This is a genomic window from Pseudomonas entomophila, assembly GCF_018417595.1.
Classification (GTDB): Bacteria; Pseudomonadota; Gammaproteobacteria; order Pseudomonadales; family Pseudomonadaceae; genus Aquipseudomonas; species Aquipseudomonas entomophila_C.
The window spans coordinates 4,640,326-4,666,086 of record NZ_CP070982.1; the positions used below are offsets into that span (position 1 = coordinate 4,640,326).

28 protein-coding genes are annotated in these 25,761 nt (G+C 66.4%); 6 read left to right on the forward strand and 22 right to left on the reverse strand.

The features are described from left to right. Nucleotides 1–227 precede the first annotated feature (227 nt). Nucleotides 228–1,532, forward strand: a complete 1,305-nt coding sequence (locus tag JYG34_RS20260) for an MFS transporter (protein WP_213658042.1) — start codon at nucleotides 228–230, stop codon at nucleotides 1,530–1,532. A gap of 121 nt (nucleotides 1,533–1,653) precedes the next feature. Here the strand turns inward: JYG34_RS20260 and purT are convergent, their stop codons facing one another. From purT to JYG34_RS20285, 5 genes are all read right to left on the reverse strand, one after another. Then, entirely contained in the window at nucleotides 1,654–2,835 is a 1,182-nt protein-coding gene (gene purT, locus JYG34_RS20265; RefSeq protein ID WP_213658043.1) for a formate-dependent phosphoribosylglycinamide formyltransferase, read from the reverse strand. A 74-nt stretch (nucleotides 2,836–2,909) separates the two neighbouring features. Then, entirely contained in the window at nucleotides 2,910–3,377 is a 468-nt protein-coding gene (locus JYG34_RS20270) for a VUT family protein (protein ID WP_011535324.1), read from the reverse strand. Between the two features lie 134 nt (nucleotides 3,378–3,511). Then, nucleotides 3,512–3,706, reverse strand: coding sequence for a DUF1289 domain-containing protein (locus JYG34_RS20275; protein ID WP_213658044.1), 195 nt, complete (start codon nucleotides 3,704–3,706; stop codon nucleotides 3,512–3,514). Further along, nucleotides 3,699–4,223, reverse strand: coding sequence for a gamma carbonic anhydrase family protein (locus JYG34_RS20280; protein WP_213658045.1), 525 nt, complete (start codon nucleotides 4,221–4,223; stop codon nucleotides 3,699–3,701). The genes JYG34_RS20275 and JYG34_RS20280 overlap by 8 nt, the downstream gene beginning before the upstream one ends. Nucleotides 4,224–4,268: 45 nt before the next feature. Next, nucleotides 4,269–4,868: a CoA pyrophosphatase gene (locus JYG34_RS20285; RefSeq protein WP_011535327.1), complete on the reverse strand. Its 600-nt coding sequence runs from the start codon at nucleotides 4,866–4,868 to the stop codon at nucleotides 4,269–4,271. 133 nt (nucleotides 4,869–5,001) lie between these two features. Between JYG34_RS20285 and JYG34_RS20290 the strand changes: the two genes are divergently transcribed. Together JYG34_RS20290 and JYG34_RS20295 are read left to right on the forward strand one after the other, a co-directional pair. Then, nucleotides 5,002–5,556, forward strand: a complete 555-nt coding sequence (locus JYG34_RS20290; protein WP_213658046.1) for an NUDIX hydrolase — start codon at nucleotides 5,002–5,004, stop codon at nucleotides 5,554–5,556. Nucleotides 5,557–5,575: 19 nt separating this feature from the next. Further along, a complete protein-coding gene (locus tag JYG34_RS20295) occupies nucleotides 5,576–6,124 on the forward strand; it encodes a L,D-transpeptidase family protein (protein ID WP_213658047.1) in 549 nt (182 codons plus the stop codon). 144 nt (nucleotides 6,125–6,268) lie between these two features. Here the strand turns inward: JYG34_RS20295 and JYG34_RS20300 are convergent, their stop codons facing one another. Genes JYG34_RS20300 through JYG34_RS20355 form a run of 12 tightly spaced genes read right to left on the reverse strand, consistent with a single transcriptional unit; the run spans nucleotide 6,269 to nucleotide 16,890 of the window. Next, nucleotides 6,269–6,928, reverse strand: a complete 660-nt coding sequence (locus tag JYG34_RS20300; protein ID WP_213658048.1) for a general secretion pathway protein GspN — start codon at nucleotides 6,926–6,928, stop codon at nucleotides 6,269–6,271. Beyond that, the gene (gene gspM, locus JYG34_RS20305) at nucleotides 6,925–7,311 is read right to left on the reverse strand and encodes a type II secretion system protein GspM (protein WP_213658049.1); all 387 of its coding nucleotides are present in this window, start codon (nucleotides 7,309–7,311) and stop codon (nucleotides 6,925–6,927) included. Before gspM ends, JYG34_RS20300 begins: the two co-directional genes overlap by 4 nt. Further along, nucleotides 7,308–8,384, reverse strand: a complete 1,077-nt coding sequence (locus tag JYG34_RS20310) for a GspL/Epsl periplasmic domain-containing protein (protein ID WP_213658050.1) — start codon at nucleotides 8,382–8,384, stop codon at nucleotides 7,308–7,310. Before JYG34_RS20310 ends, gspM begins: the two co-directional genes overlap by 4 nt. Further along, nucleotides 8,381–8,971: a prepilin-type N-terminal cleavage/methylation domain-containing protein gene (locus tag JYG34_RS20315; RefSeq protein ID WP_213658051.1), complete on the reverse strand. Its 591-nt coding sequence runs from the start codon at nucleotides 8,969–8,971 to the stop codon at nucleotides 8,381–8,383. Before JYG34_RS20315 ends, JYG34_RS20310 begins: the two co-directional genes overlap by 4 nt. Beyond that, entirely contained in the window at nucleotides 8,968–9,336 is a 369-nt protein-coding gene (locus tag JYG34_RS20320; protein ID WP_213658052.1) for a type II secretion system protein GspI, read from the reverse strand. The genes JYG34_RS20315 and JYG34_RS20320 overlap by 4 nt, the downstream gene beginning before the upstream one ends. Beyond that, nucleotides 9,333–9,770, reverse strand: coding sequence for a type II secretion system minor pseudopilin GspH (gene gspH / locus JYG34_RS20325; protein ID WP_213661232.1), 438 nt, complete (start codon nucleotides 9,768–9,770; stop codon nucleotides 9,333–9,335). The genes JYG34_RS20320 and gspH overlap by 4 nt, the downstream gene beginning before the upstream one ends. A 1-nt stretch (nucleotide 9,771) precedes the next feature. Further along, nucleotides 9,772–10,206, reverse strand: a complete 435-nt coding sequence (gene gspG / locus JYG34_RS20330) for a type II secretion system major pseudopilin GspG (RefSeq protein ID WP_213658053.1) — start codon at nucleotides 10,204–10,206, stop codon at nucleotides 9,772–9,774. A 14-nt stretch (nucleotides 10,207–10,220) separates the two neighbouring features. Next, on the reverse strand, nucleotides 10,221–11,423 hold the full coding sequence (gene gspF / locus JYG34_RS20335; protein WP_213658054.1) for a type II secretion system inner membrane protein GspF: 1,203 nt from the start codon (nucleotides 11,421–11,423) through the stop codon (nucleotides 10,221–10,223). 3 nt (nucleotides 11,424–11,426) lie between these two features. Further along, nucleotides 11,427–12,866, reverse strand: coding sequence for a GspE/PulE family protein (locus JYG34_RS20340; protein ID WP_213658055.1), 1,440 nt, complete (start codon nucleotides 12,864–12,866; stop codon nucleotides 11,427–11,429). Next, the gene (gene gspD / locus JYG34_RS20345) at nucleotides 12,866–14,803 is read right to left on the reverse strand and encodes a type II secretion system secretin GspD (protein ID WP_434011764.1); all 1,938 of its coding nucleotides are present in this window, start codon (nucleotides 14,801–14,803) and stop codon (nucleotides 12,866–12,868) included. Before gspD ends, JYG34_RS20340 begins: the two co-directional genes overlap by 1 nt. 21 nt (nucleotides 14,804–14,824) lie before the next feature. After that, the gene (locus tag JYG34_RS20350) at nucleotides 14,825–15,250 is read right to left on the reverse strand and encodes a pilus assembly protein PilZ (RefSeq protein ID WP_213658057.1); all 426 of its coding nucleotides are present in this window, start codon (nucleotides 15,248–15,250) and stop codon (nucleotides 14,825–14,827) included. Beyond that, complete coding sequence (locus tag JYG34_RS20355; RefSeq protein WP_213658058.1) at nucleotides 15,247–16,890, reverse strand: lipoprotein UxpA; 1,644 nt, start codon at nucleotides 16,888–16,890, stop codon at nucleotides 15,247–15,249. The genes JYG34_RS20350 and JYG34_RS20355 overlap by 4 nt, the downstream gene beginning before the upstream one ends. A gap of 224 nt (nucleotides 16,891–17,114) precedes the next feature. Here JYG34_RS20355 and JYG34_RS20360 point away from each other — a divergent pair, with 224 nt between their 5' ends. From JYG34_RS20360 to JYG34_RS20370, 3 genes are all read left to right on the forward strand, one after another. After that, nucleotides 17,115–19,190, forward strand: coding sequence for a PhoX family protein (locus JYG34_RS20360; RefSeq protein WP_213658059.1), 2,076 nt, complete (start codon nucleotides 17,115–17,117; stop codon nucleotides 19,188–19,190). 168 nt (nucleotides 19,191–19,358) lie between these two features. Continuing rightward, nucleotides 19,359–20,033, forward strand: a complete 675-nt coding sequence (locus JYG34_RS20365; RefSeq protein WP_011535343.1) for a heavy metal response regulator transcription factor — start codon at nucleotides 19,359–19,361, stop codon at nucleotides 20,031–20,033. Beyond that, nucleotides 20,030–21,415: a heavy metal sensor histidine kinase gene (locus JYG34_RS20370; protein ID WP_213658060.1), complete on the forward strand. Its 1,386-nt coding sequence runs from the start codon at nucleotides 20,030–20,032 to the stop codon at nucleotides 21,413–21,415. Before JYG34_RS20365 ends, JYG34_RS20370 begins: the two co-directional genes overlap by 4 nt. A 109-nt stretch (nucleotides 21,416–21,524) precedes the next feature. Here JYG34_RS20370 and pdxJ read toward each other — a convergent pair whose 3' ends face one another. The 5 genes from pdxJ to lepB all read right to left on the reverse strand — a co-directional run bounded on the left by pdxJ (nucleotide 21,525) and on the right by lepB (nucleotide 25,757). Next, complete coding sequence (gene pdxJ / locus JYG34_RS20375; RefSeq protein WP_434011766.1) at nucleotides 21,525–22,247, reverse strand: pyridoxine 5'-phosphate synthase; 723 nt, start codon at nucleotides 22,245–22,247, stop codon at nucleotides 21,525–21,527. Between the two features lie 62 nt (nucleotides 22,248–22,309). Next, a complete protein-coding gene (recO, locus tag JYG34_RS20380) occupies nucleotides 22,310–22,993 on the reverse strand; it encodes a DNA repair protein RecO (RefSeq protein ID WP_213658062.1) in 684 nt (227 codons plus the stop codon). 163 nt (nucleotides 22,994–23,156) lie between these two features. Then, entirely contained in the window at nucleotides 23,157–24,059 is a 903-nt protein-coding gene (gene era / locus JYG34_RS20385; protein ID WP_011535347.1) for a GTPase Era, read from the reverse strand. Next, nucleotides 24,052–24,741: a ribonuclease III gene (gene rnc / locus JYG34_RS20390; protein ID WP_011535348.1), complete on the reverse strand. Its 690-nt coding sequence runs from the start codon at nucleotides 24,739–24,741 to the stop codon at nucleotides 24,052–24,054. Before rnc ends, era begins: the two co-directional genes overlap by 8 nt. A 161-nt stretch (nucleotides 24,742–24,902) precedes the next feature. After that, nucleotides 24,903–25,757, reverse strand: coding sequence for a signal peptidase I (gene lepB, locus JYG34_RS20395; protein WP_213658063.1), 855 nt, complete (start codon nucleotides 25,755–25,757; stop codon nucleotides 24,903–24,905). Nucleotides 25,758–25,761 lie beyond the last annotated feature (4 nt).

A 25,761-nucleotide genomic window follows, 5' to 3' on the forward strand; every position in this document is an offset into this window, starting at 1 on the left:
TTACCCAGCCCTGCCGTCCCGCCTGCTACCCGCACCCGGCGCCTTACGGCCAGTCCGCACCACTGACACGCCCCGCGGTCCTGCTTCAACACCCCGAACAGTGCCCGCTCCCCGCCTCTATCCCCTGGGCTATCGTCAGTCGGGCGACCAACAACAATACGCTCCGGCTCCCGTGTGCCCGCCACATGGGCCGTGCCCCATGGAGCATGACTGTCAGGGACCTTCGCATGACTACCAGCAGCACCTACGCCGAACCGGCTTCGGCGACCCCGGCCAACTCCCCGGCCCGGGTGGCCACCGCCAGCTTCATCGGCACCGCCATCGAATTCTACGATTTCTACGTCTACGCCACCGCCGCCGCCCTGGTGATCGGGCCGGTGTTCTTCCCGTCCGGCTCCGGCACCGCGCAGATGCTCGCGGCGTTTCTCACCTTTGGTATCGCCTTCCTCGCCCGGCCACTGGGGTCGGCACTGTTTGGCCACTTCGGCGACCGTATCGGGCGCAAGTCGACGCTGGTCGCCTCGTTGCTGCTGATGGGCGTGTCCACCACGCTGATCGGCGTGCTGCCGGGCTATGACAGCATCGGCGTGTGGGCGCCGATCCTGCTTTGCCTGCTGCGCTTCGGCCAGGGCCTGGGGCTGGGCGGCGAATGGGGTGGCGCGGCGCTGCTGGCCACCGAGAACGCCCCACCGGGCAAGCGCGCCTGGTTCGGCATGTTCCCGCAGCTCGGCCCATCGATCGGCTTCCTGGCCGCCAACGGCCTGTTCCTCACCCTGGCCCTGGTGCTCAGCGACGAACAATTCCGCGAATGGGGCTGGCGCATTCCGTTCCTGCTCAGCGCCGCCCTCGTGCTGGTCGGCCTGTACGTGCGCCTGAAGCTGGAGGAAAGCCCGGTATTCGCCAAGGCCGTCGCCCGCCACGAGCGGGTGAAGATGCCGGTGGTCGACCTGTTCGCTCGCTACTGGCTACCAACCCTGCTCGGGGCCGCGGCGATGGTGGTGTGCTACGCACTGTTCTACATTTCCACGGTGTTCTCGCTCAGCTATGGCGTGACCACGCTGGGCTACAGCCGTGAGACTTTCCTGGGGTTGCTGTGCTTCGCCGTGGTGTTCATGGCCCTGGCCACGCCACTGTCGGCCTGGCTGAGCGACCGCTTCGGGCGCAAGCCGGTGCTGATCGTCGGCGGCCTGCTGGCCATTGCCTCGGGCTTCACCATGGAGCCGCTGCTGACCTCGGGGTCGACCACGGGCGTGGCGCTGTTCCTGGCCATCGAGCTGTTCCTGATGGGGGTGACCTTCGCGCCGATGGGGGCGCTGCTGCCAGAGCTGTTCCCGACCCATGTGCGTTACACCGGTGCTTCGGCGGCGTACAACCTGGGCGGCATCGTCGGTGCCTCGGCGGCACCGTTCTTTGCCCAGAAGCTGGTGAGCATGGGGGGATTGAGCTGGGTGGGGGGGTATGTGTCGGTGGCGGCGGTGATCAGCCTGATGGCCGTTTTGTGCCTGAAAGAGACACGCGATACAGCGCTTTGAACCCTTGGGGCTGCTTTGCAGCCCTTTCGCGGCACAAGGCCGCTCCTACAGGGATTGCGTACCTCCTGTAGGAGCGGCCTGTGCCGCGAAAGGGGCGCAGAGCGCCCCCAGCAATCTCAGATCAAAACTCGACCTTGACCGCCTGCGATGCACGGGTCGCCTTGGCACGAGCGGCCTCGACCGACTCGTCACGCGCCAGGCACACGCCCATGCGGCGGGTGCCATTGATCTCCGGCTTGCCGAACAGGCGGATGGCGGTATCCGGCTCGCTCAAGGCCGCACCGAGGTTGGCGAAACTGGTCTGCTGCGACTGGCCTTCCGGCAGGATCACCGCCGAAGCCGAAGGACCGAACTGGCGCACCACCGGGATCGGCAGGCCGAGAATGGCGCGGGCATGCAGGGCGAACTGCGACAGGTCCTGAGAAATCAGGGTCACCAGGCCGGTGTCGTGCGGGCGAGGCGAAACCTCGCTGAACCACACCTGATCACCCTTGACGAACAACTCCACGCCGAACAGACCACGGCCGCCCAGTGCATCGGTGACCGCCTGGGCCACGCGCTGCGACTCGGCCAGCGCTTTCGCGCTCATGGCCTGGGGCTGCCAGGACTCCTGATAGTCGCCCTTCTCCTGACGGTGGCCAACCGGCTCGAGGAAGGTGGTGCCACCCACATGGCGCACGGTCAGCAGGGTGATTTCATACTCGAAGTCGATGAAGCCCTCGATGATCACCCGGCCCTTGCCGGCACGACCGCCTTCCTGGGCATAATCCCAGGCCTTCTGCAGATCGTCGGCGCTGCGCAGCAGGCTCTGGCCCTTGCCAGAAGAGCTCATCACCGGCTTGACCACGCACGGGTAGCCCAGGTCGGCGACCGCCTTGCTGTAGTCCTCGAAGGTGTCGGCGAAGTGGTAGGGCGAGGTTGGCAGGTCCAGCTCTTCGGCGGCCAGGCGGCGGATGCCTTCGCGGTTCATGGTCAGCTGGGTGGCGCGGGCGGTGGGGACGACGTTGAAACCTTCGTTCTCCAACTCCACCAGGGTGGCGGTGGCGATGGCCTCGATCTCGGGGACGATGTAATGCGGTTTCTCCGCCTCGATCACCGCACGCAGGGCCACGCCGTCGAGCATGTTGATCACGTGGCTGCGGTGTGCGACCTGCATGGCCGGGGCATTGGCATAGCGGTCAACGGCGATCACCTCGACCCCCAGGCGCTGCAACTCGATCACCACTTCCTTGCCCAGCTCGCCGCAGCCGCACAGCAGTACACGGGTCGCGCTCGGCGACAATGGGGTTCCGATACGGGTCATTTCAGGTCCTCGAAGGCGTCCGGGGCCGCGCCACGCTGGCTGCCGCCCGCTGAAAAATGGACCGGTATTCTACATCAGGACGCGGCGATCGCGCGCCGTGCCCGCCAGGCCATGATCAGCCACACCGCTGTCACCCCAGCGAACTTCGAGGCCAGTGCCGTGCCGATCACCGCCGGTGTCAGCGCACCGATCATGCCGAAGAAGATGAAGGTGTCCACCGGGATGCTCAGGGCCGAGCTCAGCCACAAGCGATCACGCAGGGGGCGGCGGGTGACGCTGAACACCAGCCAGTCGATCAGTTCGGAGACGAAGAATGCGGTGGCGCTGGCCAGGGCGATGGCCGGCTCCGACGTGGCATAGGACAGCACCAGCGCCACCAGCATCGCCAGCAACGCGCCATGGCCGTAGCGGGTCTGCACCATGTCGCGCAGGATGAACACCAGGCCGCCCCAGGCGGACCAGATCACGTCCAGGTGTGGCGCGCTGGAGAAGGCGTAGTTGATCAGCACCACGCTGCTGATGTAGGCGATTAGATAGAACATGATCTGCGTGTTTGGTGGGCCAGCCGCACAGAGTACTTGAATTTGGAGTCAGCGCCAGACTCTTCGCGGGTAAACCCGCTCCCACAGGTTCGGCGGTGAACCTGTGGGAGCGGGTTGAACGAAGCCGGAAAGGTTCACAAGCCGATGATCAGCCCAGCAGCGACCGCCCGCTCATGGCAAAGCTTGAGGACCGCGCGGCGCTCCTGATTGTCCATCCGCCCCCAGCGGGTGATTTCGGCCACCGTGCGCTGGCAGCCGGTGCAGATGTCCTGCTCGTCCAGCGCGCAGACGCTGACACAGGGCGAGGCCACTGGTTTTTCGTCACTCATCGTCAACTACCAGGTCGCGGGCATAGCGCTGGGCGTTGTGCACGTAATGGGCGGCGCTGGCCTCGAGCATGCGTTTCTGCTGCTCGCTCAGCTCGCGCACCACCTTGCCTGGCGAGCCCATCACCAGCGAACCGTCGGGGATTTCCTTGCCTTCCGGGATCAGCGCATTGGCGCCGATGATGCAATGCTTGCCGATGCGCGCGCCGTTGAGGATCACCGCATTGATGCCGATCAGGCTGTAATCGCCCACCGTGCACCCATGCAGCATGGCATTGTGGCCGATGGTCACGCCCTTGCCGATGTTCAGCGGCGAGCCCATGTCGGTGTGCATCACCGTGCCATCCTGGACGTTGCTGTCCTCGCCGATGTCGATCAACTCGTTGTCACCGCGCAGCACCGCACCGAACCACACACTGGCACGGGCTTGCAGGCGCACCCTGCCGATCAGGGTGGCGTTGGGCGCGGCCCAGCTGCTGGGATGGGTCTCGACCCGCAGGTCGCCCAGGCGGTATTTCATGTCTCGCTCCTCACGGTTGGACACAGGTGACGGGGTGGGCCCCGTTCAGTTCTGGATGAAACGTTCCGGCGGCTGGTGCAGGCTGATGCCGGCATCGAACAGCACATTGACCAGCTCGACGATCATGATCGCCGACAACCCCCAGATCTTGTAGTCGCCGTAACGGTAGCTGGGCACGTACCAGCTGCGGCCCTGGTAGTCGATGCGATGGGTGTGCTCGCGCGGATCCTGGCGGAAGAATGCCAGCGGCACGCTGAACACGGCGGCGATTTCCGCATCGTTGGCACGGTACTCGACGTAATCGGGGATCAGGCCGACGAACGGTGTCACCTTCAGCCCATGCAACGAGATCAGCGGGCTGAGCGGGCCGAGCACCTCGACCAGGCCGGGGGGCAGGCCGATTTCCTCCTCGGCTTCGCGCAGGGCAGTGAATACCAGGTCCGGGTCTTCCGGATCGCGCCGGCCGCCGGGGAAGGCCACTTCACCACCGTGGGTGGAAAGCCCCTTGGCGCGGAGTGTCAGCACCAGCTCCGGCTCTTCGCCACGGGTGATGGGCAGCAGCACCGCCGCTTCGGGAAAACGGCGGTCCGTCTCCAGTGACGCGGGGGTATGGTTGCTCATTCGGCGAAGAAGCTCGTCCAGCATTACGCACTCTCGATTCCAAGGCCTGCCGTGCATGATGCACCAAAGCCGCGAGGCACCCAAGCCCCGCCCGCGGTCGGCTTGCGGTGGCCAGGTCGGGCGCGCCAAGATAGCCCGACCACACAGGAATGAAAGCATGAAATTCTGCAGCGCGTGCGGCCAGCCGGTCACCCAACGCATCCCCGAAGGCGACAGCCGCCCGCGGTATGTCTGCGACCATTGCCAGACCATCCACTACCAGAACCCCAACATCGTCGCCGGGGTGCTGCCCACCTGGGGCAGCCAGGTGCTGCTGTGCCGGCGCGCCATCGAGCCGCGCCGGGGCTTCTGGACCTTGCCCGCCGGTTTCATGGAGAACGGCGAAACCCTCGACCAGGCCGCTCGTCGCGAAACCATCGAGGAAGCCTGCGCCCGGGTGGGTGAAACCTCCCTGTACCAACTGTTCGACCTGCCGCACATCAACCAGGTGCACGTGTTCTTCCGCGCCGAGCTTACGGACCTGGATTTCGCCGTGGGCGTCGAGAGCCTGGAGGTGCGGTTGTTCGAGGAACATGAGATCCCATGGAGCGAGCTGGCTTTCCGGACCGTCACACGCACACTAGAATGCTACTATCGCGACCGCATCAGGCAGCTCTACCCGATTGGCCATGAATACCTGCCGCCGATGAACGTCTCGTCGTCCACCACCTAAGTCTCAGGGATACGGTTTCATGCGCTGGTTGCTTGCCCTCTTCTGCCTCAGTGTCGCCTCGGTGTCGCAGGCTGCCTTCACCGAAACCATCATTCGCAAGCCGCCGTCGGCCGTACAACCTGCCGCGACCGTCCCCCAGGGCCCCATGATCGACAAGGTGCTGGTGCTCAAGTCCGAGCGCCGTTTGCAACTGATCAGCCGCGGCGAACCGCTCAAGACCTACCGCATCTCACTAGGCAAGCAGCCCAAGGGCGCCAAGGAGCGCGAAGGTGACAAGAAGACTCCCGAAGGCCTGTACTGGCTGGACTGGCGCAAGGTCAGCGACCGCTACAACCTGGCCATGCACATCTCCTATCCGAACATCACCGATGCCGCCAAGGCCCGGCGAGACGGAGTGGCGGCCGGCAGCATGATCATGATCCACGGCACGCCGATCAACGAGGAGTACCCGGAGTGGTACTTCCACACCCTCGACTGGACCGAAGGCTGCATCGCCATGCGCAACGACGACATGCGCGAGGTGTGGAGCATGGTCAAGGACGGCACCATGATCGAGATCCGGCCCTGAGCCCGACGCTCTCCATTGATAGCTTGCCCTCCCTGTGGGAGCGGGTTTACCCGCGAATGCGGTAGTGAATCCAGCGACATATTCGCGGGTAAACCCGCTCCTACAGGTATCGCGCGCGCCTCAAGATCAGCTGCAACTCTGCCCCTACCACCTGACTTCCCGCTGCCCTTGCAACACTTCGGCGCCCAGCCACTGCACACCGCGCAGCACCGGTGTCAGCCCCGCATCGGGCTGCACGTCGATTGTCACCTGGGCCCGCCGCGCCAACAGATCAGCGTCCACTGCCAATCGATGCTGCCCGTCCTCGGCCAGAAGGCCTGAGACGCGCCAGCCATCCGCGCAGTCCATCTCGATACCGCCCTGCCCCAGCCCCAACGACCACGGTTCGACCAGCGCCAGGTCATTCACCTCGATCCGCCCCTGCGCCTCACGACATCGCCCGCCGCTTCCTTGCAGATGCAGCGCGCCTTGCCACTGCCCGGCCAGGCGATACCCTTGAGCGACACTGGGCTGGGCCCCCAAAGCCTCGACCTCGGCTTGCCAGTGCCAGGGCCAGCCACTGGCATGCAAGCGCCATCCCTGCCCCTGGAACCCCATCCATACCTGCGCGTCCCGGCGCCACGGTCGCAGCTCCCAACGCAAGGGGCCAACCGCCCCCAGGCGCATCGCTTGCCCTTGCCACAGGCTCCCCATCACGCCCTCCGCCGGCAGCCCGCTCATCCATGCCAGCCAAGCCGCAGGCAGCTCGACCAGCACGCTCAGGCAGAACACCAGCCCCAGCCAGGCCCCCGCACGCCGGCTCAAGGCTGCACCTGCACATCGAAGTGCAGCCCGTCGCCCTCTCGCGACAACCCCCACTGCACCAACCGAGCGCCCTCCGTGCGAAGCATCTGTAGCCAGTCCTGCAGGGCCTGGGCATCGCCGACCTTGCCCCGCACCTGCCAACCGTCATCCTGCGCCTGGACTTCGAGCAACGCGACTTGCCGGGCCTGGGCCGACTGGCGCAGGCGCTCAAGGCTCAGTGTCGGCCCGCTTCGCATCCCGACCACCGATTCGGCCAAGACGCGCCATTGCGCCAGCTCCCGCCAATAACCGAGCCCTTCACGAAACACCAGGAAGCACGCCAGCAACGCAATCAACAGCCAGGCCAGCAGCATCCGCCGTCGATGCAACCATTCGCCGCTCATGTGGCCACCTCCAGGTCGAACACCACGTGACGGGCGCCCTCCTCGACTTGTACCTGGGCACCTGCGGCCGTCGCCATTTCCTGCCAGGGTGGAATCGCTCCGTCTCCTTCCAGCGCCAGGCGCCAATACCGACCATCGAAACGCACGGCCTGCAACCGCCAGCCAGGGTTCGCCTGCAGCCAGGCCTGCAACTGCGCCTGCAACCCGTCCAGCTGACGCAGACGCAGTTGCTCTTCGCCGTGACTGTCACGCAAGCGCTTGAGCGCCTGGGCCGCCTGACGTGGCGTGGCCTGCGGGCCGGTCACGGCCAGCACCTGCTCACGATAGGCCTGAGCCTGGCGCCATTGCTGGGCCAGCCAGAGCCCCCCCCAGGTGACAACCAATGCCATGCAGGCCAGGGCGAGCCGTCGCTGTACCGGCGCCAGCCGGGGAAACTGGCGTGGGCTTCGCGCCTCGAACAAACCAGGCAGGCCCTCCAATGGCGCCAGCGCCTTGGGCCAGTCTCCCTCCACCAAACACCGCGCACCTGCCGGCCAAACCATGGTGGGCACCTGGCCGAGTGAGTCGGGCCAGGCCAGCCAATGGACACGCCCCTCGGCCCCCTTTCCAAAATGCAACAGCCTTTCGCCGCGCCGCCATTGCCAGCACTCCCCCGTTTCAGGTTCGGGCAGCAACTGGAACTCCCCCCAACAACGCTCGACAGGCAACGACCATTCGACGCACTGCGCACGCCATTCAAGCAACCGCTGCCGGGCCACCACCAAAAGCCGCAGTTGACCCGGGGACCGGCCGATACAGGCACAATCCACTTCGTCCGCCCCCTGCAACAGCCGGTCCTCCAGCAACAGCGGCCACTCCTCGCGCTTGAGCCCAGGCGGCGCGGCCAGCTGGAAGTGACTGCAATGCTCACCCGGAACAATCAAGGCGACCCGCGCCGACAGGCCCGCAGGCGGCATGCCCTGCCCCTGACGCGTGGCGACGCCCTGCTCCACCAGCATCCAGTCCCACACCGGGCCCGGACGCAGCAACAGCCATGGCCGCAGCGGCGTTCGGCGCCGCCACTCACGTTTCACGAGCGCCCCCAGGGCAGCACGAAGGTACAGGCATAAGGCGCTCCATCACGCACGAACTCCAGGCGCACACCCCGCCCGGGGTGCGTCGGTTGATCGGAAGGCCAGGCCAGCCACTGGCCGGACTGGTGGTAAAGCAGGCTCATCGCACTGACCCGCTCCAGCCGTTCGCGCAACACCCAGTGCGGGGCGGCGGCGGCATACAGGTCGGCGGAGGTTTCCACCAGCAACTGCTGCTCACGCGGTGCGAAACGCAGGCGCTGACGTTGCAGGCGCGCACCGCCTTCGGCCTGCGGCCACGCCGCGGCAGCCACCCAGAGCAGTTGCTGGCGATCGGGCTGCCAATCGAGCCAGCGCACCGGCAAGGGCAGACGTTGTTCATATACGCGGCGCAGCACCGGGCTGTCGAAGCGCCGCTCAAGCGCCAGGCAGAAGTCCACCACCTGGGTTTCCCGCTGCGGCTGATCGAGCCGCTCACGCACCCTCAGCCAGCCATTGACCAGCGCCGCCAGCAGCAAGCCCAGCAACGCGGTCAACGCCAAAGCCACCATCAGTTCGATCAGGCTCATGCCCGCCTGCCTTCGCCTCATGGACGCTCCAGGAACACGGTGTACTGCCCCAGTGGCAGGCGCTGATCCCGGTCGGCATACAACAGCAGTTCACCGCGGCGAAGGTCACGCACACCTGTGCGCCGCAACTGCAAGCGCCAATGGCAGACCTGGGCACCCTGTGCCAGCTCGCCAGCGCCCTGATTGGTCGCAGGCCAGTACTGCTCGACGACGAACCGCGCCTGCAACTCACGCGCGCAGAGCACGCCAAGTCGATGCTGCTGCACCGTGTCCTGCACCGCCAGGCGCTGGCGCAGGACCTGGCTGGTGATCACCGCCAACAGGGCGGCGATCGCCAGCGCGACGCTCACTTCAAGCAGCGTGAAACCCTGTTGCCTGCACTTCATTGGGCGCGGCTCACCTGCAGACGGCCGTCACGGCCCCAGTACCAGCCCTGGCTGCCATCGGCCCAATGCCAACGCACACTGCCGGGCCGGGCCCAACCGTCGGGGGTGAACACCAGCACCGGCGCCGGGCTGCTCGGCCAGTCTGGGCGCAGGCCCTTGGGCCACTCGCCCAGGGCGACCGGCTCGACCGTCCAGCGTCCACGCTCCTGGCGCACGAACTCCGGGTGCTGGCCGTTCCAGCGCAGGCCACGCAACTGCCCGGCATGACGCGCCAGCTCGCCCTGGGCCACGGTGGCAGTCGCCAAACGCTCCAGCGCCTGCTCGACACCGGCATTGCCGCTGTCGAGCCAGGCCACGGCCAGGCTGCTCATCAACCCGGCGATGGCCAGCACCACCAGCAGTTCGAGCAGACTGAAACCACCCTGGCGACGCACGTCACAGCGCCCAGTTGCCCAGGTCGGCATCCAGCCCTTCGCCGCCCGGCATGCCATCGGCGCCCAGCGAATACACATCGACCCGGCCATGTTCACCGGGCATGCGGTACTGGTACGGCGTGCCCCACGGATCTTCCGGCAGGCGGCGGATATAGCCATCGCTGCGCCAGCTGCGCGGCAGCGGCTCCTGGGTGGGTTTCTTCGCCAGCGCGGCCAGGCCCTGTTCGTTGCTGGGGAAACGCAGGTTGTCCAGGCGGTACATGTCCAGCGCCTGCTCCAGGGTGGCCAGGTCGGCCATCACCTTCTGCTTCATCGCCTTGTCCTGGTTGCCCAGCACGCTGGGCGCGACCACGGCGATCAGCAGGCCGATGATGAAGATCACCACCATGATCTCCATCAAGGTGAAGCCACCCTGGCGCTTGTGTCGTTGCTGCATCGAAGTTCTCCTTGTCACAGTTGCAATCCCTGGTTGAGCTGCATGATCGGCAGCAGTACCGCCAGCACGATGAACAGCACCACGCCGCCCATCACCAGGATCATCAGCGGCTCGAACAACGCCATCGCGGTGTCCACCTGGCGGGCGAAGCCGCGCTCCTGGTCATCGGCCACCCGTTCGAGCATCTCGGCCAGGGTGCCGCTGGCTTCGCCGCTGCCGACCATGTTCACCAGCAGTGGCGGAAACTGGCCGGTACCGTCCAGCGCCCGGTGCAGGCTGGTGCCGCCCTGCACCTGCAGGCGCGCCTGCGCCATCGCCACGCGGATACGCCGGTTGCCGACCGTCTCGGTGGCCACCTGCAATGCTTCGAGCAGGGCCACGCCGCTGCCGCAGAGGATCGCCAGGCTGCGCGCCAGCCGCGCGCTCTCCAGCACCTGCAGTACCTGGCCGATGCGCGGCAGGCGCAGCAGCAGGTCGTCGCGGCGCAGGCACCAGTGGGGCTTGCGCAGCAGCCAGACGGCGAACAGCGTCAGCGTGAGCGCCAGCACCAACAGGTATGGGCCGGCATGAACCAGCCCCTGGCTGAGGCCGATCAGCAATGAAGTGATGAAGGGCAGGCTCTGCCCGGAATGGGCGAATTGTTCGGTGAGCTTGGGCACCACGAAGGTCATCAGGCCGACCACCACCGCCAGCGACACGCCCATCAGCACCGCCGGGTAGATCAGCGCGGTGCGTGCCTTGTGGCGCTGGCGTTGCACCTGCTCGAGGTGATCGGCCAGGCGCGCCAGCACCTGCCCCAGTCGCCCCGAGCGCTCGCCGGCCTCGACCAGCGCGCAGTAAAGCCCGGTAAAAGGCGCACCCTGGCGCGCCAGGCTGCGGGCCAAGCCGAGTCCTTCGGCAAGCGACCCACGCAGGGCCACCAGCACGGCATGCAAGGCCGGTTGACGCAGTTGCCGTTCCAGGGTGGCCAAGGCATCGACCAAGGGGATACCGGCACCGATCAGGGTCGCCAGCTGGCGAGTCAGCTCGCACAACTGGGCACGGTTCAGGCGCTGGCGCCGTGGCTGGGCCTGGCCGGCTTCATGACGCTGCAGGTGCCGGGCGAACAACCCCCGCTCGCGCAGCAACTGGCGCGCATGGCGCTCGCTGTCGGCCTGTACGCTGGCCTTGTGCGCCTTGCCGGCGAGGTCCACGGCTTGGTAGCGATAAGTCGGCATAGGTCAGCCCTGCACCACGCGCAACACTTCAGCGAGACTGGTCTGCCCCTGCGCCAGGCAGTCGGCGGCCATCGCCACCAGGCTCTGCCGACGGCCAACCAGGTAGGCCTGCATGGCCAGTTCGCTCTGGCCGTCGTAGAGCAGTGCCACCAGCCCGTCGTCCAGCTCGATGAATTCGTACAACCCCAGGCGCCCGACATAGCCGCCGCCCTGGCAATGTTCGCAGCCCACCGGGTGGTAGGTTTCGGTCAGTTCCGGCCACAGCTCGCGCTCCGCGCTGTGCAGCGGCCGCGCCACCGCGCAGGCGCACAGCCGCCGCACCAGGCGCTGGGCCAGCACCCCGCGCAGGCACGAGGCGATCAGGAACGGCTCGACCCCCATGTCGCGCAGGCGGGTCACCGCCCCCACGGCGCTGTTGGTGTGCAGCGTCGACAGCACCAGGTGCCCGGTGAGGCTGGCCTGCACGGCGATCTGCGCGGTCTCCTGGTCGCGGATCTCACCCAGCATGATCACGTCCGGGTCCTGGCGCAGGATGGCCCGCAGGCCACTGGCGAAGGTCAAGCCGGCCCGCGGGTTGATGGCGGTCTGGCCGATGCCGGCGATGGCGTATTCGACCGGGTCCTCGACGGTGAGGATGTTGCGGCTGCCGTCGTTGAGGCTGTTGAGGCTGGCGTACAGGGTGGTGGTCTTGCCCGAGCCGGTGGGGCCGGTGGACAGCACGATGCCGTTGGGCCGCGCCAGGCAGCCGCGCAGGCCGCGCAACACCGCGGCGGGCATGCCCAGGTTGTCCAGCGCCAGCAGGCTGGCCTGCTTGTCGAGCACGCGCATAACCACCCGTTCGCCGTGGATGCCGGGCAGGGTCGAGACGCGCACGTCCACCTCGCGCCCGGCTGCGCGCAGGGTGATGCGGCCGTCCTGGGGCTGGCGCTTTTCAGCGATGTCCAGGCGGGCCATCACCTTGATCCGCGACACCAGCATCGCCGACAGCGCCCGTGGCGGGCGCAGCACTTCGCGCAGATGACCGTCGACCCGCAGGCGCACCACCAGGCTCTGTTCGAAGGTTTCGATATGGATATCCGAAGCGCGCAAGCGCAAGGCCTGGCCGAACAGGCCGTTGATCAGGCGGATCACCGGGGCTTCGTCGTCGCTTTCCAGCAGGTCCTCGATGCGCGGCATCTCGCTCATCAGGCTGTCGAGGTCGACCTGTTCGCCGATGCCCTCGATCAACGCTTCGGTCGTCGCCTCGCCGGCCTGGTAGAGCTGACCGAGGCACTCGTCGAACTGGGCGTCGTCGAGGTGTTCCAGAGCACTTGGCTGGCCATGGGCCCGCAACAGCTCCTGGAGCTGGTCGCTGTCGGCGTCGCTGCGCAGCCACAACTGCCAACCGCCTTCGCAAGGAGCCATGGCCAGGCCTGTCTGGCGCGCCAGGCGATAGGGCAGCATCACCAGTCTCCCCCTTCGAGCCGCGCGCGGCTGGCCGGGAACGCCTGCAACAATGGCATGCCTTCGGCCAGGGCCGGCAGCTTGAGCGATGTGCCCTGTTGCAAGCTCTGGTATTTCTGCTGGCTGAGCCCGGCGAGGCTCTCGCCGTCGCGCAGGATGCGCGGGCGGATGAACACCATCAGGTTCTGCTTGGTGCCCTTGCTGGCGTCGGAACGGAACAGCCGGCCCAGGCCGGGAATATCGCCGAGTAACGGCACACGCTGGTTGCTGGTGCTCCGCTCGTCGCTGATCAGCCCACCGAGGATTACCAGGCCGTTATCCTCGACCATGACCTTGGTCTTGATCTCGCGCTTGTTGGTGATCACATCGCTGGCGGCGCGGGACTCGGCAATCGACGACACCTCCTGGACGATGTCCAGGCGCACGCTGTTGTCGACATTGACCTGCGGCTTGATGCGCAGCTTCACCCCCACTTCCTTGCGCTCGATGGTCTGGTAGGGGTTGGCGTTGTTCTGGGTGACGGAACCGGTGACGAAGGGTACTTCCTGCCCCACCAGGATCGACGCCTCGGCGTTGTCGAGGGTCAGCAGGGTCGGGGTGGACAGCAGGTTGAAGCCGCTCTTGCCCTTGAGCGCGTTGACCAGCATGGCGAAGTTGAAGCCGCCGCCGAAGTGCCCAAAACCGGCCGTGGCGCCGGTGGTCGCCGACAGCAGCTTGCCGAGCTTCTCGTTGTCGCCGCTGCTGGCCGCGCCGGCGATATTGGCGATGTTCACCCCGTTGCTGCCGAAGTTGACGATGCCCGCGCCGAACTTTTCGTCGGCGAACAGCCATTGCACGCCCAGCTCCTGGGCGCTGCTGTCGGACACTTCGGCGATGATCGCCTCGACCACCACCTGCGCCCGACGGATATCCAACTGCTCGACGATGCTGCGGTAGGCGGCCAGCTCGCTGTCGGGGCCGACCATGACCACGGCGTTGGTGCCTTCTTCATATTCGAGGCGGATGCCGGAATCGCTGGCCGCCTGCAACGGCTTGTCCTTGCCCTCGCCCTCGCCGCCCTCGGCCGGCACCGCGCCCGACTGGCCCAGCCCACGCAGCACCTTGACCACCTCGGCGGCATTGGCGTGGCGCAGGTACATCACCTGGGTATTGCTGCTGCGCAGGTTGTCACTGGGCCGGTCCAACTGGGCGAGCAAGGCGCGCACACGCTCGCGGCTGTCGGCACTGCCCCTCACCAGCAAGGCGTTGCTGCGCGGGTCGGCGACCACCTGGGCGCTGTCGGCGCCCTGCTCGCGGGCCAGCAAGCGGGTCACCAGCCCCGCCGTGTCGGCGGCGCTGGCATGTTTGAGCGGCATCACCTGCAACGGCTCGTCACTGACCTGGTCGAGCTGGCGCAGCAGGCTGTCGATGCGCTCGAGGTTGCTACGCCAGTCGGTGACTACCAGCAGGTTGGCGGCTGGGTATGGCGTGATCACCCCAACCCGCGGGTCGATCAGCGGCTTGAGGATGTTGAGCATCTGCTCGCTGGCGGCATTGCGCACGTTGAACACCCGAGTGGCCACGCCATCGCTGCCTTCGGACTTCTTGCCGGGCCGCTCCACCGGCACCGGTTCCAGGCGCGCGGCCTGGTCGGGGACGATCTTCACGCTGCCGTTGGGCAGGTCCACCGTGGCGAAACCCTGGGCGCGCAGCTGTGCCAGGAAGATGTCGTAGATGGCATCGGCATCATGGCGATCGACCGTGCGCACGGTGACCTTGCCCTGCACCCGCGGGTCGACGATGAAGGTGGTGCCGGTGATACGCGACACACTGTCGATGAACTCGCCCAGCTCGGTGTCGACGAAGTTCACCTCATACAGCGGCGTGCCGTCGTCGGCGAACACTTCCGGCTCTTCGGCCCAGGACAGGGACAGGGACAGGGTCAGCAACCCGGCCAGGCAGTACCGTACGATCATCATTCATCCTTGGCGCTTGAAGCCGGTCACGGCGGGGCGTGGCGGCCAGGGCAGGCGCTCGCGCCGCCCGTGGTTGTCGAAAATCAGGCCTTGCGCGTCGATATCCTGCAGCACGATGCCCGGCGCCAGGCGCTGGCCGCGGCCCAGGGTGCGCACCTGCTCACCGTGGCGCAGCACCACCACGCTGGCCGACAGAGGCTGGGCCTTGAGCCCCCCCAGGTAATACAGGGGCAAGCGAGTCAGCGGAATCACGCCATCATCGACCGGTGCCTGCCAATGTCCCACCAGCAAGCCTGGCAGCGGCATCTCGATCTGCTGCACGGCCTGGACCGGTTGCGGTTGCTGGCTGAGCAGCAGCACGCATTGCGCCGCCAACCAGCCGGCGAGGGTCAGCAACAGGCCGGTGACGATGCGCTGCGTACCGATCACACCGCCTCCTGACGCGGGTGCCAGCCGGGGTGGCCCTGCACGTAGCGCACGTCAGGCAGTTGCAACGGTGCCAGTTGCCAGCCCGGCGCCCGCCGCGCCAACCAAGCCTCGACGGTTTGCCACAACGGCACGCCCGCCTGGGCATCGACGTGCAGACCGAAGGTCCGGCACAGCCCCTGCACGGGTTCGAACCCGGCGACTCGCTTGCCGGTCGGGCTGTAGTTCACTTGCCAGGCGTGGTTCTGCCAGCGGGGCAGGTCCTGGCTGTTGTCCAGCAGCAGCGGGTCGCCGAACAGCTGCTCGGCGGCGTTTTCCAGGACCTGCTCGACAGGTTGCGCCGGCACCTCGAGCACCGGCGCGGGGTAACCGCCGGTCAGGCTGATCAGGTGTTCGCGGGTGATGGACTCACCGGCCTGCACAGGAAAGTCGTAGCGCAGGCCGGGCAGCAGCACCGGCATGCTCGAACCGTCGGCCAGGGCCTGGTGCAACAGGTTGTCCCAGCTACCGCCACGGGTATCGCGACGCCACAGCGCTTGCGGCGCCCGGGCCAGTGGTTGGTCGAGCCAGGCAGCATGGCCGCTGCGCTGTTGCTGCAACACGCCCCGCAACTGAGCCGCCCGGGCCAGGGTGCCAGACGGGAGGCTTTGCTCGAACGCAGGGAAGAACCGGGCGTCGAACTGCCATTGCCCACCCGCCTGCCGGCAACGCAGGCGAAACGCGCCACTGGCCCGGCACCCGGCGAACAGCACCGGCACCCGCCGCCCACTGGCCTGGGTGGCCTGCACCGGCGCAGGCCACAGATCCTGACCCCGGGCGCACAGCAGCACGTCGATTTCCGGGATTCGCTCAGCCAGCCACAGGCCCGGCCCACTGCCGACATCGGCCAGGGCCACCACCAGGTCGCCTTCGCGACGGGCCTGCTGGAAGCTGGGCAACAACGACTGGTACCACTGTTTGAGGGAGGCCTTCTGGTCCTGGGCGTAGGGGTCGGTGACGCCGACCACCGCCACGCGCACGCCGCCGCGCGGGAACACGTGCACACCTGAGACACCCAGCGCCTTGGCCTGCTCGCTGGCCAGGCCCGCGCCCAGGGTAATAGCGGAAGACTGCCGATACAGCGCCGCACTGCGCTGGGGCCAGAGCACCCGCTCGTCACTGCTGACACGCGCCTCGCTACCCAGCAGCTGGCTGCCCTGCACGCCACTCTCGCCCTGGGTGAGGTAGGCCAGGCCACTACCATTCCAACACTGACCGTTCTCCAGGGTCAGGCAGTGTTCGGCACCGGCTTCGCCACGCAACTGTTCAAGCAGCGCCGCCAGCACTGCATAGCCCCCCAAACGAGCTTGCGCGGCCTGGCTGGCATCGAGCAACGGCGCCAGCTCCGGCTGTGCGGCACGGGCATTCGGGCCGCTCATCCACGGCGCGCGCCCCAAATGGCTCACCGGGCCCAGGCGGGTCGCCGGGACCACAGCCTGGCCCGGCAGGCGGGCATCCAGCGTGTCGGCTACGTACAGCAGGTCCACTGACCGCTCACCGCCAGCACCGGGCAGCGGCAGCGCGGAACAGGCGCCGAGCAGCGGTGCCAGCGCACCGATGCCCATCCAGCCGATCACCTCACGCCTGCCCATGTTGCTTGCCATCGACCCCGCCATCCTTATCCGAGTACACGTTGGGTCCCGGATAGTGCGGCGTTCTCGTGACAGTTTAATGGCAGAAAAGCGCTGTTAATTCCAAAGCATTATTTATTCAACGCTATTTAAGAACCGTCCGTTTTAACGGCACGTAACATTTCTGCAAATCAATCATCATACTTACGCCCTAAAGTCGCTGTTTCCTCCCACTCAGCCAACATAAGGACACCCTGATGAGTCGAGAATCCGGCGACAACCTGGACCGTAACCCGAGCGACAACCTGCCGATGGCCAGCGTCATGGACGCCTACCTGAGCCGTCGGAGCGTGGTGCGCGGCAGCCTCGGTGCGGCCATTGCGATGATCGCCGGCGCAGGCCTCGGCGGCTGCTTCGACAGCGGCGGCGGCTCCAGCCATGACGACCCGGTCAGCGAACCACCGGTGACCACCCCGGATCCGAAGCCGGAAAAACCCAAGCTCAAGCTCGGCTTCAATTCCATCGCAGGTTCGCGCACCGACGCCTGCGTGGTCGCCGCTGGCTACAGCGCCTATGTGCTGGCGCCCTGGGGCACGCCGATCAACAGCAACGGCAACCCGTGGAAGTCCGACGGCAGCAACACCTCCACCGACCAGGCCAACGCCATGGGCATGCACCATGACGGCATGCACTTCTTCCCCATCAACGGCAGCTCCGACGACGGCTTGCTGGCGATCAACTTCGAATACATCGACACCGCGGCGCTGCACCCGGCCGGCCCGACCACCGACGCCAGCGGCAAGCGCCCGGCCGAGGAAGTGCGCAAGGAGATCAATGCCCACGGTGCCGGCGTGGTGCGCCTGACCAAGGTCAACGGCCGCTGGCAGGTGATCCAGAACGACCCGCTCAACCGCCGCTTCACCACCGCCTCGCTGATGAACATCGCCGGCCCCCTGCGTGGCACCGACCACGTCAAGACCAAGTTCTCGCCCACCGGCACCCAGTGCCGCGGCACCAACAACAACTGCGGCAACGGCTACACCCCATGGGGCACCTACCTGACCTGCGAGGAGAACTGGCCCGGTATCTTCGTCAACAAGGGCACCCGCCCGGCCAATCAGACCCGCATCGGCGTGGGCAGCTCCAGCGGCCAGTACAAGTGGGAGAGCGCGGCGGGCGACGCCAGTGAAGTGGCCGACGAGTTCGCCCGCTTCAACATCACCCCGACCGGCGCCGGCGCCACCAGCGACTACCGCAACGAAGCCAGCACCTACGGCTACATCGTCGAGATCGACCCCTACAACAGTGCCACACTGGCAGTGAAGCGCACCGCCCTCGGCCGCTTCCGCCACGAAGGCTGCTGCCCCGGCCTGCCGGTGGCGGGCAAGCCGCTGGTCTGGTACACCGGCGACGACTCCAACAACGAATACCTCTACAAGTTCGTCTCCGACGCGGTCTGGGACCCGGCCGACGCCAGCCCCGCCGACCGCCTGGCCACCGGCGCCAAGTACATGGACAAGGGCAAGCTCTACGTGGCGCGTTTCAACGCCGACGGCAAGGGCGTTTGGCTGCTGCTAGACGTCGCCACCGCGACCACCAACGGCAGCACCCTGGGCGCCCTGTTCGGCGACCTGCCGGGGATCATCCTCAACACCCGTGGCGCCGCCGACGCCGTGGGCGCGACGCCCATGGACCGCCCCGAGTGGACCGCCGTCAACCCGCTCAACGGCGATGTCTACCTCACCCTCACCAACAACAGCGCGCGCACCGCCGCCAAGGTCGATGCCGCCAACCCGCGCGGCCCGAACCGCCACGGCCATATCATCCGCTGGCACGACAGCGACGATCACAAGAGCTTCACCTGGGACATCTTCGTGTTCGGCGCCAACGCCGCCGGCGCTCCGGACATCAACCGCTCCGGCCTGACCGAACTGAACCAGTTCGCCAGCCCCGACGGCATGAGCTTCGATAGCCGTGGCGTACTGTGGTTCGAGACCGACAACGGCGAAACCACCCTGACCAACTACACCAACGACCAGCTGCTGGCGGTGATCCCCACCGACCTGCTCGACGCCACGGGCAAGCAGGTCCCGATCAACGCCACCAACCAGGCCGACCTGCGGCGCTTCTTCGTCGGCCCCAACGGCTGCGAAGTGACCGGTATCACCTTCACCCCGGACAACAAGACGTTGTTCATCAACATCCAGCACCCGGACAACTGGCCCTACACCGACAAGGCCACCGACACCACCCCAGCCGGCAGCACGGTGCGCCCTCGGGCCGCGACCGTGGTGATCCAGCGCAACGACGGCGGCGAGATCGGCACCGCCTGACCACGTTGATCGAGGGGCGCCCCGCGCCCCTTTCAGCCACATGACCCGCCCATTACAGATCGGTTATCTGCGCGGATTCGCTCGCCACATGTCGTAACATCGCAGCCCTTGACCCTGATGCAGCTACAGGGTTGAGAATCGCCGCCTTTCTTCCGACCGAGCCCGACCATGCGCCTACTGATCATCGAGGACGAACCCCGTACCGCCGACTACCTGCAGCAAGGGCTGCGCGAAAACGGCTACGTGGTCGACTGCGCCCACACCGGCACCGACGGCCTGCACCTGGCCCGCCAGCAGCCCTACGACCTGGTGATCCTCGACGTCAACCTGCCCGAACTCGACGGCTGGGGCGTGCTGCAGCGCCTGCGCGCCGAATCGTCCACACGGATCATGATGCTCACCGCCCACGGCCGCCTGGCCGACCGGGTCAAGGGCCTGGACCTGGGCGCCGACGACTACCTGCTCAAGCCTTTCGAATTCCCCGAACTGCTGGCACGCATCCGCAGCCTGCTGCGACGCAACGACCAGCACCTGCAACCCAGCACCCTGAAAGTCGCCGACCTGGAACTCGACCCCGGCCGCCATCGCGCCTGGCGCGGTGGCCAGCGCATCGACCTGACCGCCAAGGAGTTCGCCCTGCTGCACCTGCTGATGCGCCAGAGCGGCGAGGTGCTGTCGCGCACCCAGATCATCTCGCTGGTGTGGGACATGAACTTCGATTGCGACACCAACGTGGTCGAGGTGTCGATCCGTCGTCTGCGGGCGAAGATCGATGACCCCTTCGAGGACAAGCTGATCCACACCCTGCGCGGTGTCGGCTATGTGCTCGAGGCCCGGCCTTGAAACGCGCCAGCCTGTCCCTGCGCCTGGGCCTGACCGTCACTCTGCTGGGCGCGGCGCTGGTCCTGCTGCTGGCCTGCCTGGCGGTGTTCGCCCTCGACCACGAACTGGACAGCCGCGCGCGCAAGGACCTGGCGCGCAAGATGCTGCAGGTCGAGCACAACCTGCGGGTCGACCTGCGCAGCGACGACCTGGGCAGCCGCGCCCACCCGCTGCTCGACCTGGTCATGGGGCATGACAACCTCAGCCTCAGCGTGATGGCCGTCGATGCGCGCCACCCGGCCCTGATCAGCCTCGGCCCGGCTTTGCAGTCACAGCATCTGCTGGCGCTGGACGCCGACGCCCGGCTGACCTTCCATGAATGGCGAAATGACGACGGCAACCAGATGCTCACCGCCAGCAGCTTGATGCGACTGCGCGATGACACCCCGGTCAAGGTGCTGATGTCGCTCAACCGCGACGACGACAATGCGCTACTGCAGGCCTACCTCAATTCCACCCTGCTGGCCCTGCCCTTGCTGCTGCTGTTGATCGGCATCGCCGCCTGGAAGCTGGTGCAACGAGGCTTGCGCCCCCTGCGGCACTTCCGTCGCATCGCCGGCCAGGTCTCGGCCCAGGACTTGGGTCATCGCCTGCCCGATAGTGACCTGCCCGTGGAACTGGCCGACCTGGCCCGGGCGATCAATGTCATGCTCGACCGCCTCGACCAGGGGGTGCGCCAGTTATCACAGTTTTCCGACGACCTGGCCCATGAACTGCGCACCCCGATCGGCAACCTGATGGGCAAGGCCCAGGTGACACTGGCCCGCGAGCGCGATGGCGAGCGCTACCGCGAGGCGCTGGAAGACAGCGTCGAGGAGCTCACCCGGCTCAACCGCATCATCAACGACATGCTGTTCCTCGCCCAGGTCAGCCAGCCGCAGACGCAGGTAGCGCTGCTGCCCGTGGCGCTGGCCGACGAAGTGTTGCGGGTGAGCGAGTTGTTTGCATTCAGTGCCGAGCTCAAGGGCATCACCCTGGAACGCCAGGGTTGGGGCACGGCCCTGGTCGACCGCCTGATGTTCCAGCGGGCACTGTCAAACCTGCTGAGCAATGCCCTGCGCCACAGCCCGGACGGTCAGCCGGTGGTCGTGGGCATCGAGCGGCGGGGGAATGAAGTGGCGGTCTGGGTGGAGAACCAGGGGCTGGGGATCGCCGAGGCGCATCAGCCGCATCTGTTCGAGCGCTTCTACAGGGTGGGGGCCGGTCGTTCGCGGCTGGAAGGCGGGACCGGGCTGGGGCTGGCTATCGTCAAATCGATCATGCAGTTGCATGGGGGGCGAGTTGAAGTGTGCAGCCAGGCCGAAGGGCCGACCCGCTTCACCTTGGTATTCCAGGCAGAGTGATGCACAGGCAGTGCTGGCCTCTTCGCGGGTATTGCACATGCCCTAAGGGCGGCAAGATCCCTGTGGGAGCGGGTTTACCCGCGAAGAGGCTGGCCTGGGCAAGCAATTATTAACGCGAAGCCGCGACGATCAGCGCCTTCATCTCCGCCACCGCCGCCTTGAAACCGACGAACAGCGCGTGAGCCACCAGCGCATGGCCGATGTTCAGCTCGTTGATACCCTTGATCGCAGCTACCGCCTCGACGTTGTGATAATGCAGGCCATGCCCGGCATTGACGATCAAGCCCTGCCCCACGCCAAACGCAACGCCATCGACAATACGCTGAAGTTCTTCGGCCACCTCGGTCGGGGCCTCGGCATCGGCATAACGCCCGGTGTGCAACTCGACGGCCGGGGCACCGACACGATGCGAAGCCTCGATCTGCCGTTCGTCGGCATCGATGAACAGCGACACTTCAGCGCCGGTGCGCGACAGGCGCTCGACCGCCGCCTTGATCCGCGCCTCCTGGCCAGCCACGTCCAGGCCACCCTCGGTGGTCAGCTCCTGGCGGGTTTCCGGCACCAGGCAGATATGCGCCGGGCGAATCTTCTCGGCGAAGAGCATCATCTCTTCGGTGACGCCCATCTCGAAGTTCATGCGGGTCTGCAGCACGTCCTTGAGCAGCAGCACATCACGCTCCTGGATGTGTCGACGGTCCTCGCGCAGGTGCACGGTGATGCCGTCGGCACCCGCTTCCTCGGCGTCCAGCGCGGCTTTGACCGGGTCCGGATAGCGGGTGCCCCGGGCCTGGCGCAGGGTCGCCACGTGGTCGATGTTGACACCGAGAAGCATGCGGTTGCTGTGAGTCACGAAAGGGCTCTCCTGAAGATTGAGGCCCACAGCATACGTCGTGCTCAGCGCTTGCGAAACAGCTCCCGGCTGACCAACGGCTTTGTGCCCAGGTGCACCGCCAACGCCTGGCGCATCAGGCGCTTGGCCGCCAGCAAGGCGCCCGGCGCGTCCCAGTCGGCCTCGGCCAGCGCCAGCAGCTCGCTACCCTTGAACAATCCGGGCTGGAACAGCTCGACCCGCTCCAGGCCGGCGTCCACCCGCAGGCGGTAGAGGCCGTCGGCAACCACCGCCGCGTCGTTGACGTCCCGGCTCAGGGAGAAGGCGTACCCCAGCTCATCCAGCAGGCGCCATTCGAACGAGCGCAGCAACGGCTCCAGCGGCCGCCCGGCCGCCAGGGCCTGCAAGGTCAGGGTGTAGTGTTCGAACAGCGCGGGATACGGCGCTTCCGCCGGCAGCAGACGCATCAGCAGCTCGTTGAGGTACAGCCCGCTGAACAGCGCGTCGCCATGCAGCCAGGCGGCGATACCGGTGCTGTCGAGGCGCCCGACGTTTTTCAGCTCGCCACGCCCGCGCAGTTCGACTTCAAGCGGCACGAATGGCCTGACCAGGCTGCCGCCCTTGCCCCGCGCCCGACGCAGCACCGCCCGCACCCGGCCTTGCGGAGTGATGAAGTCCACCAGCGCGCTGGTTTCCTTGTAGGCGCGGCTGTGCAGTACGAAGGCGGGTTGCGGGGCTGGTTGTTCCATGACGATCTCTGAACCCAGGATTGACGCAGCCACTGTAGGAGCGGCCTTCAGCCGCGAAAGGGCTGCCCGGCAGCCCCAGGATCTCGACTGCTACGTGGATCCTGGGGCCGCTTCGCGCCCCTATCGCGGCTGAAGGCCGCTCCTACAGAGAAAGTGCGTGGGCTTACAGGTCGCCGTAACCCAGCGAACGCAGGGCACGTTCGTCGTCGGACCAGCCGCCTTTGACCTTGACCCAGAGGTTGAGCATCACCTTGGAGTCGAACAGCACTTCCATGTCCTTGCGCGCCTCGGAACCGATGCGCTTGATGCGCTCGCCCTTGTCGCCAATGATGATCTTCTTCTGGCCGTCGCGTTCGACGAGGATCAGCGCATGGATGTGCAGCACATGGCCCTGCTGCTTGAACTCTTCGATTTCCACGGTGATCTGGTACGGCAGCTCCGCCCCCAGCTGGCGCATGATCTTTTCGCGTACCAGCTCCGCCGCGAGGAAGCGGCTGCTGCGGTCGGTGATCTGGTCTTCAGGGAAGAAGTGATCGTTTTCCGGCAGGTGCTTGGCGATCTGCGCTTCCAGCGCATCGAGGTTGTGCCCCTGCTGCGCGGAAATCGGCATCACTTCAGCATTCGGCAGTTGTTCCTGCAGCCACTGAAGGTGCGGGATCAGCTCGGCTTTCTCTTCCATGCGGTCGGTCTTGTTGACCGCGATGATCAGCGGGCCGGTCACGTACTGCACCCTCTCCAGCACAAGCTGGTCCTCATCGGTCCAGCGGGTGCGGTCGACCACGAAGATCACCACGTCGACGTCTTTCAGCGCCGCCGAGGCGTTGCGGTTCATGTAGCGGTTGAGCGCCTTGTCATTCGCTTTGTGCATGCCGGGGGTGTCGACGTAGATCGCCTGCACGTCACCCTCGGTCTTGATACCGAGCATGTTGTGACGGGTGGTCTGCGGCTTGCGCGAGGTGATCGCCAGCTTCTGTCCGAGGATGTGGTTGAGCAGCGTCGACTTGCCGACGTTGGGGCGGCCGACAATGGCGACGTAGCCGCAACGGGTCGAAGTGTTCTCAGTCATTGCCATTCTCCACGCCCAGGGCGATCAGTGCGGCGGCGGCGGCGACTTGCTCGGCGATACGCCGGCTCACGCCCTGCCCACGGCTTTTCTTGTTCAGCAGAACCACTTCGCATTCGACGAAGAAGGTCCGGCAGTGCGGTTCGCCCTGGATGTCCACCACTTCGTAACGCGGCAGCTCGCAGGCACGCGACTGCAGGAACTCCTGCAGGCGGGTCTTGGGGTCTTTGTTGGTGTCGACCAGGGTGAGGCCGTCGAACTCGTCGGTCAGCCAGGCCAGGATGCGCTCGCGCGCAGTCTGCATGTCGGCATCCTGGTAGATCGCACCGATCAGGGCTTCCAGGGCGTCGGCCAGGATCGACTCGCGGCGGAAACCGCCACTCTTGAGCTCACCCGAGCCCAGGCGCAGGTAGTCGCCCAGGTCGAAGCCGCGAGCCAGGCGCGCCAGCGTCTCGCCTTTGACCAGGCGTGCGCGCAGGCGCGACAGCTGGCCCTCACGGGCTTGGGGGAAGCGCTCGAACAGCGCCTCGCCGACCACGAAGTTGAGGATGGCATCGCCGAGGAATTCCAGGCGCTCGTTGTTGCGCCCGGCATAGCTGCGATGGGTCAGGGCCAGCAGCATCTGGTCCTGGTTCTTGAAGGTATAGCCGAGCTTGCGCTCCAGGCGGTCAAGGGAAGCGCTCATGGGGCCACCCCTGCAATGTTCAACGCGTTGTTCAAATCAACATCCTGAAAGACGGTGTGGCTGTGATCTGACGCCGGAAACGGCGAAATCTCTCGCTCCCTGAGAACACAGCCTATGTCAGAAATGCAATCGGCGCCGTCCATGGACAGCGCCGTCGATGCTCAATGGATCAGGCCGGCCCGCGACAGGTTCGGGAGATGGCTCAGTTTCGGTTCCGGCCAGCTCATCCAGACCGCGAACGCCTTGCCGACGATGTTCCGATCCGGAACCATGCCAAGCAGTTCCTTTGGAATGTTCGGGTCATCCCAGTAACGGCTGTCGTTGGAGTTGTCGCGGTTGTCACCCATCATGAAGTAGTGACCGGCCGGCACGGTCCATTGCTGGTCCGCAGGCATGCGGTAACGGGTCATTTCCTTGCGGATCAGGTGCTCGGCTTCACCGAGTTTCTCCTTGTACAGCTCGGCGCTGCCCAGGGTGCCCGGCTCGCTGCCGACCAGCTGTTCGGCGATCGGCTGGCCGTTGACGAACAGGCGCTTGTCGCTGGTGTAGCGAATCTGATCGCCCGGCAAGCCGACCACACGCTTGATGTAGTTGACGTTCGGGTCGGTCGGGTAGCGGAACACCATCACATCCCCGCGCTGCGGATCCCCCACTTCGATGACCTTCTTGTCGATCACCGGCAGGCGAATGCCGTAGGAGAACTTGTTCACCAGGATGAAGTCGCCCACTTCCAGCGTCGGTTTCATCGAACCCGACGGGATCTGGAACGGCTCGACCAGGAACGAGCGCAACACCAGCACGATGAACAGCACCGGGAAGAACGACTTGCCGTATTCAACCAGCAAGGGCTCCTTGTTCAGGCGTTCGACCACGGCCAGCTCGGGCTGGCTGACGCTGCCCTGGTAGTTGGTGATCGCCGCCCGCCGGCGCGGGGCCAGGAACAGCAGGTCGATCAGACCCAACAGGCCACAGACGGCGACGGCGATGACAAGCAACAGCGGGAAATTTAGCGACATAGGA